Below are 10,860 nucleotides of genomic sequence, written 5' to 3' on the forward strand. Positions count from 1 at the left end.
TAATGCGTGTGTGCAATGCCACGACGGTCAAACCAACGAATGGGCAGCAAGCACGCTTGAAAAATGGCATGGTAAAGCACCGGCTTTGAGTGCAAGCGAGCACAGTATGCTTGAACTGCGCTCATTAAAAGCGATATCGCAAAATGCACATATGAGCTTAATTAATGACTTTTCGTTAAATGAAATAGACCGCGCCAGTGCAATTGCCTATTTAGGTAATTCGGGCGCTGAGCTAAACGATGCCACAGTAAAAAGTTGGGTTAATTCGCCGCTCCCGCTTATTCGCTTAGCGATTGCTAAAGTAGGCTTTTTACTCCCCGAAGCAGAGCGCTTAAAAAGCTACAAACAACTATTAACCGACAAATTAAAGTCGGTGCGTGTTGCTGCAGCGCAAAACCTAAGCCAAACAACAGCGCAGTTAAACGGGCTTAATCAATCAATTATAGAGCTTGCACACGCCAATACCGTCAATACATGGCGCGGTGAAGGCAACATCAATCAAAGTATGCTCGCGCTTAATAAACAAGACATAAACGGTGCTATAACGTCGTTACAAAAAGGCATTAGCGTTGACCCTTACTTTGATGCAAGTTATGTAAATTTAGCCGATATTTATTATCGCCTTGGTCAAACAGCGAAAATGCAAAGCACGTTAAACAGTGGTTTAAAGGCCGTACCTACGTCTGCGTCGCTGCACTATGCAAACGGTATGGCGCTTATTAGAAGCGGTAACAAACCCGCTGCGGTTGACTCGTTTAAACACGCAATGGCACTTGAGAATAATAACGTGCAATACGCTTATTTATACTTTTTAGCACTAGATAGCATTGGCTCAACAGCGCAAGCCGTGAGTGAATTAAAACTCAAAATTGGTGCTTATAATAATGCGCCGCAGCTTAAAAATTTAGGAATGAGCTTTGCTCAAAAGCTTAAAAATGCTGAGGATTACCACTTTTTTGCTCGTTTAAAATAATTTTTAAAAATTGAATTATTTTTCATTCTAAATTTGTAATTTAGATTAGAGATTAAAATTCAAACACTTAACTTAATAATCTTGTGTTACTTAAACGGTAATACAAGGTTATAACCTCAATATCACAAGCAACATTTAATAAACAAGTAATCAACACATTGCACTTGCAAACATCATATGTTTAAATTGTTAGAATGAATCATTCGTGATTATTTACACTTCTTGATTGCTTATAGCTTTATCGCAATTAAGAGTCGCTGTTTAATTAGCCTGATTCTAAATAACAGATACTGCCGTTGCATTATCTGCACACACAGTAATTATGAAGAAACGGAGTGGTTAAAATGCTTAAACACAGTAAATTGCATACAGCAATATTACTTGCATGTTGTTCTTTATCAGCTTTCACACACACTGCATATGCACAAGAAGAAACAACCGCAAAACAAGCTAAAAGCAATTCAGACGATTTTGAAGTTATTTTAGTGAGCGCACAAAAACGCGATCAAGCATTAAAAGAAGTTCCCTCTTCAATCGAAGTGCTAAGCGGTGATTTAATTCAAGAAATTGGTATAGATAATGGGTTTGATCTAGTCACCTACTTACCTGGTTTTGGCATTGATGACAGCAGTGAAATACGAACTACAACATTAAAAACACGTGGTATAGGCACTTTTACAAATTCAATTGGCTTACAGTCTTCAAACCTAGTCGTTATAGATGGTGAAGTATTACCTCGCCAATCAATGCTTAACTTACCTATTTCAGATGTACAGCGTGTAGAAGCAATGCGCGGCCCACAAGGGACTTTATTTGGCCAAAACACATCAACAGGCCTATTGCATTATGTAACTAAAAAGCCGCAACTAGATGACCGAGTTTCAGGCACGGTTAGAGCACAAGTTACTGAGTTTGATGGCACTGATTTTAGCGGCACCGTAAATGTACCACTTAACGAAAACTGGGCAGCTCGATTTAACGCACAATACAGTGATATTGATGGTTGGATAAAAAACACCATGCCTGGTGAAGAAGATTACACTATTGGCGCAAAAACAACGAAAGCTGGTCGCGGCCAACTTTTGTACGACAACGGTGAAGAGCTAAACGTACTATTTCGCTTAGAATATTCAGAGACAGACACAAATTGTTGTTCTCTTACTCGTTTAGGTGGAATAAACCCAGATTTTGGCCCTCGTCCAATCGTTAATGTAAAAGACGATGGCACTATTGAAGGCACAACCTATAACCGTGTAAATCCTGAGTCTACTTTTGAAGAAGCCGGCGGCCCGGTTACATCACGTAATGCAGAAGGTAACTTTGGTAGAACAGAAAATTTTGGCTTTTCAATATCGGCTGATTACTACCTAAATGATGAAATTACACTTAGCTATAATGGTAGCTACAGAGATTTTGATTTATATAACAGTTCAGCATTTTTTACTATTAATTTTCCTGTAGAGCGAACCGCTTTTGGTGGTAACGAATCGGTTGATGTTCTTCAACAAGAGTTTCGTATTTCGTCATTTAATAATGAAAAATTTGATTGGGTATTAGGTCTTTTTTACCATGATACCGACGGTCAGCGCTCTGAAATACGTGACGGTTGTATTGCAGGTAACCGTGGCTTTATTGAAGGCGGCGAATTAACAGGGTGTTATTCAAAGCAATCTACCGATGCTTTTTTAGCTAACTATGCAACTACTGGCGATGACGACCGCTCATTACTAACACCTTCTCGCTTACTAAATAGTGGTGATTTTACAACTGGTTTTGAAAACGTCGCTATTTTTGGACAACTTGAATACCAAATAACTGAGCAATTAGATGCTACTTTTGGTTTTAGATTATTACACGAAAAAAGTGATGCAACCTTTGCACGTACAGATTTGGCAACACCTTCTACAGGTGTTGGAATGGAAACATTCAATGAAGTATTAGAACTTGCTCAAACAGATCCATCGCTTATTTTACGCCAAGACGCGCCAACTAAATTTGATAACTCAGACACCGCATTTATATACAAAGCGGTTGTAGGTTATGACTTTACTGATGATATTCGCGGTTATGTGAATTATTCTACCGGCTATAAAGGGGCATCTTACTTTGTAACAACAAATACCGATCCTGCCGATGCAGACAACTTCCCTACCGATCCTGAAAACTCTTCAAACTTTGAAGTAGGTCTGCGTTCAGCTTATTTTGATAACGATTTACTGTTTAACTTTACGTACTTTGATATGAGAGTTGACGATTATCAAGTACGTGCCAGCCGTGTAATAGATGAAGAAAATAACATTATTTTTGCAGGCTATGTAAACGCAGCACAAGCACGTTCAACCGGTATTGAAGCCGATGTAGTGGTTAAAATATCAGATAAATTAAAGTGGTCGTTTAACTACGCTTATTTTGATGCTCGCTACGAGGACTTTGCTGATACACCTATAAACTGTCCTGCTGGTGATGGTGGTTTACTTGCTTCTCGTTGTACAACTGATTCAACAGGCCGTCAGAGCTTTGATCAAACGGGTTTATCTTTCCCTAATAATGCTGAGCAACAATTTTTAAGTACTATTTCATATAATACACAAATTGCTGATACAGGCTGGAATGCTAATACACGTGCAGTTTGGCGTTATAATGGCAGCCATACACAATCAATTAACGAACTTGCCTTTGGCGAATCAGCTAACCCATCGTCAAGCATTTGGGATGGTTACTTAAGCGTAAGCAAAGATAACTTACAGTTTAGTGTATTCATTAAAAACTTATTTGATAAGTCGTACACTACTCGCCAACGTATAAACTCTGAAGGTTTTGGGGAAGCATTCTACCCTCGTGACTGGAGTCGTTATGTGGGGGCAAGCGTTCAATATAGCTTTTAATACATAACGAAAACTGAATATAAAAAAATAGCGCTAATTAAGCGCTATTTTTCTATCTGCATTTTATTATTTAAATTACTTACAATGGCTCTTTTCTACCAACTAACTGCCCGTTAGCATCATTTATTACCGCATTGCTAATATCTACATGTTCATTATTACTCCAACGAACCGATACATTATTTATCTTTGTACACGTACCTAAACCAACGTGTAGCTTGCTGTTTTCGCTTTGTGAAAAGCCAGCACCTGTTGCGCCTACAACGCGTTTATAAGTTTGCCCACACGCTTTTATAGTCGCAGTAGCTCCCAATGCCGACACACCAGCGTTAAGTGAGTAACCAATATTAGTGACTAAAAAATTATGCTGCGCGTTTAAAGCTGTGTTGTTGGTAAATAAATGCCAACGGCCGCGCTCGTTTGAATAAATTAAGTCAAGGTCGCCGTCATTATCGTAATCAAAGGCCTGTGCGCTACCCCCTGTTGCTCCAAGCTCAGTTGAAATAACACCATGGTCTTGTAAAGTCTCAAAACCTTTACCTTGCTGATTTAAATACAGTAGCTGCTCGTTAGCTTTTGCCGGATTGCCATAACGTAATACAAATAAGTCACTCCAACCATCGTTGTTAAAATCCCCGGCTACAGCACTGGTTGTGGGTTCGCTAAGATTAATATTGAGTTTGGCTGTTGCATCAACAAATTTACCTTGCTGGTTTTCTAATAATACCGCTGGTAATGGCTCAAGCCCTTTTACTTTGGGTGAATTAGTCACTCTTTTAATAACACCCGCTGTAGGCGATTTAGTATCCCCCGCTACGCGCCAAGTATCGTTACCTAAGTAACCTATGTATAAACCTTTTTTATGTAGTTTTTTAGGCCAGCCAGCAGCTTGCTCTTTTGTTACCTGTACCGTACGTTCACTACCGCCATGCCCTTCGAGTGTTAAAGGCGCACTATTTTTGCCAATAAACACATTAAAATGGGGGTAAGCCATTTGGAGGTTTTCTATTTCAAAATTGCCTTCGATTTTAAAATCTTCAAATTTAAATGCTTCGTTACGAGTAAAAAAAGCAAAATTTTGAGATTGAGCGTCATAAAAAGTGTGTTGTTCAAATTGGTGTTTAGCGCGGGTTAAAAATAAATCAAAGTCACCGTCATTATCAAAGTCGATTTCGGTCATGCTGCTTACATGGCTAATATTGCGATTATTTCCTAGTACAGCCTTACTTTTATTTTTATAACCTAAATCAGATTTACTCTGCGCTGCAACAATGTCATCTCCACCGTAAAAAAATAAATCATCGTGCCCGTCATTATCAAAATCACTAACTAAGGCTTTATATCCAAGCCATTTTGCAGTAGGTAAGTAATCGACAAACTTAAATTGATTATGCCCTTCGTTTTTATATATATGATTAGCTCCCTTTTTTTGCTTTTTAAGTGGAAAAGCAGAGAGCATTAAATCTAAAGTGCCACTGTTATTACCATCAATTAATTTAACCGCACGTCCGCGTGTACGTTCAAAATCATCAAATGTTTCTCCACCTTCAACAGTACGGTCATGATTTATTTGAAACGATACAGGTAAACGCGGTTTTAGGCCTCCACCACCGCCTTGGGCTATTATTAAATCCATACGACCATCTAAGTCATAGTCAGCAACAGCCACGCCGTGTGTGTCGCCTTTAATAATTATCTGTGGTGCTGAAAAGGTATTGTTTTTGTTATTCCAAAAAATTTTTACTGCGTGGGTATGCTCAGTAATTAATACATCTTGATAGCCGTCTTTATCAAAGTCTGCAATCAACGCACTGTCCCATTTACGACGCGATAGTGGCTCAAAAGGTATGATATTGTGCGATTCGCTAAACATTAATTTATTACTGCTGTTGTCGCTTAGCGTTTCATTGCTTGCCCTTTGAGTGGTGTTACATCCATAAAGCAGAACACTTGTAGCGATCAGTGATAAACAAAATAACGTGTTTGCTGGCTTACTATTTTTTTTCATTTAACCCACTCCTTACTTAACTGACTGTAATGGTTTTTGTTGCCACACACGGATGTATTCAATTTCAAAGTCGACCACACCATCATCTTTTTTGCCCTCAGGGCTATTACGTTCAAGCTCTTCTTTACTTTTTGGTACGCCATGCCAAGGAAAAGTCTCCTGATCAAGCCATAAAAACAGTGGCTTAGTGGCTACGTAACCTTTATCAACCCCGCGATGCTCTTTTGCCCAGGCATCAGCTTGTTCTGCAGATACTTCGCTAAATAATTTACCGTCAACATAGTATTTAATTCCTTGGGCGCTCCAATCAATTCCATACACATGAAAGTCATCGGCTACTCTAAAACCTAAGTCTTTTCGTTCTGTGTAAGTGGGCTTGCCCATTACCTTTTTATTCCAATCGCGGATTGACCACCATAATTCACTGTCTATGTGATCTTTTTTAGGGTCGAGCGAATCGCCAAATAATTCAAAAAAATCAACTTCTAACTTTTCGCCCATCGACCAAAATGCACTGCTCACTTGCGCATCAGCGGCTTTGCTTTTAATTTCTATGTATCCGTACTGAAAAGACTTTCTGCCAATAAAGCATGCCGTTGTCAGGTTTTCGTATTTAAGTGCATCGCCAAACACGGGTTTATGTATTTTTTCTTCAAAAGGAAAGTCGGGTTCCCACCGTGTTTCTAGCTTTAGTTTGCCATTTTCTAGTCGGTAGTTATTACCCGAAAATTGCGAAGGTGCGCGGCCTTTCCATACTTTTTTATTTGGATTATCTGGATGCTTATAAATAGGTTTACCGTTTTCTATTTTACCCACAATGTACCAACGTTCTTCATCGATACTGCTGGCTTCAAATTCATCACTTACTTGAGTGTTTAAAACCCACTCGCCTTCATTTTGGGGATCCGTTAGTGGCAGTAGTAACTCATTAGCCGAAGCGCTCTTACTACCAAAAAACATCAACATACTAAGAGCAATTACACTTATTGCTGGCTTTTTAATGTGTAAAGTATTCATATAAAATTTTGCATCCTATAAATCAGATTTTAAAATTAATGTTAGGGAATATTTAGGGCATGTTGATCTTTGTGGATTGAAATTTGTTCAATCTAGGGGCGATTAAATCGCGGCGCGAGGTTTGTAACCTAGTGGGCTAAGTAAAAACCGAGCAACAAAGAGTTAATCGTCCCTAGAAAGAACCCAAAGGGCAGCGCATGTTTGGTCTTTATGCTGCGTTATCGCCTATTTATGGGGAATAACCACACTGCATAGACTCTGCCTTGCCTAAAAACCAAACAGTCTGCTGCAAATTCACCCACCAAAGATCAACACGCCCTAATTACGAGTTCAAAACAAAAATCCCATAGCTAAACTAACTATGGGATTAAAATTAAACGGCGCAGTTATTTGGTAATAAAATCGGTGGCGCTTTTAATACTGCCACCATTTTGATTAGTTCCATCAATGGCATTTTCGCGATAAATAGTCGATCGATTACGCGTAATATCACCTGCATTAAGTCCTAATAATGAATAATCAAGTGTAGCGTCAGCTTGTATAGCAGCATTAATTTTAATGTTGTATCGACCGCCAAACTTTCTATAACGCTTTCTTAGTGTGTTATTGCTACCTTCATCTAAATCTTGTCCAGATGCTTGAGCTGGGGCTTCAATATCACCATCAACAGTAAGTAAAGGGTTGTCGTAACGCTTAACTAAGTCATTCCCTACATCACTTTGAGAATATGAAGACACTACTGCAATTGGTGCTATGGGTTGACCTAACCAACGAGCGCCTGAACCATCGCGAGGCAATTTAAACAACTGAAAATTACCGTTAGAGCCATTTGATGCAGTATCACGAATACCCTCTCGCGGTAAAAAGTAACTACCAGCTTTAGTGATATCTGACTTAAAGTTTTTATTACTAACAATGTGCTTTACCGTGCCGCCTATTTTAGTGTCAGTAAAATATCCACGCGTAAAACCTATGTCGTCCGTATCAGCCCATACCGGCGCACTGCCTGAGTCAGCCCAAATAACAAAAGTGCTATTTTTACCTTCAGTTGTGCCTTTAATTTCTATGTTTTCGTTTATTTTTGTATGCGGTTTTAAAAATATGGCTGCAAACCCACCTGTATTACTAATATCTTCTAATATAATGTTTCTGTATGCACCGATACGTGGACCAGCTCGGTTTAAGCGATCTGTTACTAAACCACTGCCAGGCTCTATGCGCACTGTAATACCACGCTCACCGCTTATATTTTTAAAGTATAAATCTTCGCCACTAAAAGGTTGAATAACGGCATACCCTGTTGCTATTTTTTCTCCACTGATGTCAGCTAAATAACCTTTTTTAGGTATGCGAGCATAACTTGAGTTAAATACAACATTGCGATTTATATTAGTACCACCAGCGTCAGTTTTAACACCTGGTTGGCCATTATCATCTGCGACTAAAAATATATTGGGTGTTTGCGAGAAGTTATCTTTTTGATGTAGACGAGAAATAGAGAAATTTTCGGCATAACCAACTCTCACCATCCGTTTATCCTGAAAAATAGTATTAGTATTTACATCAATAATAAAACGGTCATTTCGGGTCGCATTTGTTTTTGCACCCGTTGTGGTTATTTCAATATTTTCTGCTTTTGCTCCATTGCCGCCACTTTTACCAAAATCAAACAAAATATTTTGATTCATTTTTAAAATAGTATCGGGTTCTATTTCAAGGCGAACATTAGAGGGCATAACAATGCGATTTAAAGTATAAGTACCTTTTTTAATAACTACTACACCACTAACCGCTGATGCAGCATTGAGTGCATTTATAATTTTATTAGTACATTGACCTGGAGTAGATGCACTATTGCTAGTACCACATTGTCCCGTATTAGTGATTGTCGCTTCTACGGTATTAGTAATAGTATTTGTAAAATACCCTGCTTTATTACCAATTGAGTCTGCGTAAGCTGAACTAATTGATGCACTTAGTAAAAGAGTGCAAAACGTAACTTTCTTCTTTTGTGTGTGTGTGAATTTCATAGGTAATCCTATTTAACGTGTGAGTTATGTGCCTCAATCGGCACATCGTTGCTAAAATAGCCATTACTGAATAAATAGTAATAACAGCAATAACTAATATTTGGTCAAGCTGTTATTCACTTATAATATCGGTACGTGTAACTGCGTAATCGTCAATCAAGATTGAATCACCCGTTGGCAGTCCATACACTTCCCAAAGGGTAAACACATCGGTAATTGAGCTCCATGTAGCTGGAATAGCCCAGTCCCGTTGATTAGTTGAATCCTCTACAAACTCGATGTATTGCCACTGCGTAGTAGCTGCGAGTGCTGCGCTAAATAAGCCGGCTTCTGAGTAACGACCTGTAAATCCATTTGCATCCTCAGGTATGCCGTCATAAACCCACGGTACAACCACATGGCGTAACGTAACGGGTTCAACAGGCACTTGATTTAACTTAACCCACACGGCATAACGGTATGTTTTACCAACAGACTCAGCACCACGCCCATAGTTGGCGCTATACCAGTTGCGTTGTTTATTCCAAACTTGCTGAGTTGCAAAAGAGTACGGTGTATTCGCTTCACCTTGAGTAGCAGTACCCGCTGTAATTTCAAGCGAACGACCATTACCCGACACAGAGGTTGCCGATACACTATAAGTGGCATTACCTTTATAAGGTGCGCCTTCACCATTGAGGTTAAAGTCGGTGTTAAAGCCTGCTTCGTGTTCAGACACACCCGGCTCACACATTTGGTTATTAACAGTATTAACCGTAATACTTTTTTGCGAAATAAGTGATAAAGGTGTACTTGCTGTATCGCCATCAATAAGTTCAACCGTTACCGTATTTGGGCTGTCTATTGTTGTAGGTGCTTTAATGGCAAGTACTTCTCCAAAGCCGCTTTTTGCGGTTAAGCTTTTCGTAAATGAAACTTCATCGTTAAGTGTCCAATCAAAAGTATATTCGCCGCTTAACTCTGCGTTTAGTAAAGCCGGCTGCACTTCTACACCACTGACCACACAGATTGGAACGTCCTTGTTACCTGAAGAAGCGCCTAACTCGTTTTTATCGTCGTTTGTTATTGCAAGACTAAAAGCACCTGTCACTGTAAGTGTGGCGCTTGCTGAAGCTTCGGGGTTATCAACACTTGTGGCTGTAATAGTCGTTTCACCGGTATTTTTAGCGCTAATAAGGCCATTTTCATCAATGGTTGCAATATCTTCATCTGCAATTGAGTAAACAAGTGCGGGGTTACACGCGTAATTTGGTATCGCTGATGCGAATACACTTGCTTGACCACCAGCAGGGATTTCAATCGGCGAGACGCTGACCTCAGTTACAACATCATCAATCGCATTGACAGTTAATTGTAATGTACGTGTAGGCAGTGCGCCGCCCGCAGCAATAGCTGCACCATTATTGATAGAATATGTCATGTTATAAATAACTTGGCTCGGAAAGTCTAAGTTACCATCAGCAATAGGGTTACCATCGCCATCTAAAGCGCCTCTTATATCGGTTTGGTCGCATTGTCTTAATGCCGCCGAAAACGCATCGGTATTTACAACTAATTTAGTGCTATCACTTGATTGCGTGAAAGGTGAAATTCGGTGTGATGCAATAGTATTAGCACTTGTTTGTGGGGTAGTGAAATTATTATTAGCCACAAACTCTAACTCACTTACGTTTATGGTTGCACCTGACTCAGAGGCTGGTTTACCGTCGATTGTTACGCCTTGCAGTAAATCAATTTCTTGAACTCCGGACTCTTCATTTAATGTGCTCGTGATCACTGCGGTATCGATTACAAGTGCTAAGTCAGATTTAAACTGCGGATCGTAACCTTCATCCGTTCCGCCGCACCCTGTTAATACTGAAAATATAATACTGCTAATTGCTGTTTTTATTAGTAAGTTATGTTTCATCTTACTCTCCAAGATTTGTAAGGCAGCGCGCCTAACGT

The 10,860-nt window shown here is 39.4% G+C and carries 5 protein-coding genes and 1 pseudogene; 2 read left to right on the forward strand and 4 right to left on the reverse strand.

The window, feature by feature from the left end:
• Together GQR54_RS10515 and GQR54_RS10520 are read left to right on the forward strand one after the other, a co-directional pair.
• Positions 1–973, forward strand: a pseudogene (locus GQR54_RS10515) (hypothetical protein); the annotation flags it as partial.
• 344 nt (positions 974–1,317) lie between these two features.
• On the forward strand, positions 1,318–3,858 hold the full coding sequence (locus GQR54_RS10520; RefSeq protein WP_166377577.1) for a TonB-dependent receptor: 2,541 nt from the start codon (positions 1,318–1,320) through the stop codon (positions 3,856–3,858).
• A gap of 79 nt (positions 3,859–3,937) precedes the next feature.
• On the opposite strand, the gene GQR54_RS10525 is transcribed toward GQR54_RS10520, so the two are convergent.
• From GQR54_RS10525 to GQR54_RS10540, 4 genes are all read right to left on the reverse strand, one after another.
• Positions 3,938–5,866 carry a CRTAC1 family protein gene (locus GQR54_RS10525; protein ID WP_166377578.1) on the reverse strand — a complete coding sequence of 643 codons (1,929 nt, stop codon included), beginning with the start codon at positions 5,864–5,866 and terminating at the stop codon, positions 3,938–3,940.
• Between the two features lie 12 nt (positions 5,867–5,878).
• Positions 5,879–6,883 (reverse strand): family 16 glycosylhydrolase, encoded by a 1,005-nt coding sequence (locus tag GQR54_RS10530; RefSeq protein ID WP_231609347.1) that lies wholly within the window; start codon positions 6,881–6,883, stop codon positions 5,879–5,881.
• Between the two features lie 386 nt (positions 6,884–7,269).
• Positions 7,270–8,913 (reverse strand): hypothetical protein, encoded by a 1,644-nt coding sequence (locus tag GQR54_RS10535; RefSeq protein WP_024594191.1) that lies wholly within the window; start codon positions 8,911–8,913, stop codon positions 7,270–7,272.
• Positions 8,914–9,025: 112 nt separating this feature from the next.
• Entirely contained in the window at positions 9,026–10,822 is a 1,797-nt protein-coding gene (locus GQR54_RS10540) for an Ig-like domain-containing protein (protein WP_166377579.1), read from the reverse strand.
• Positions 10,823–10,860 lie beyond the last annotated feature (38 nt).

Source organism: Pseudoalteromonas sp. Z9A4 (genome assembly GCF_011378845.1).
Taxonomy (GTDB): domain Bacteria; phylum Pseudomonadota; class Gammaproteobacteria; order Enterobacterales; family Alteromonadaceae; genus Pseudoalteromonas; species Pseudoalteromonas arctica.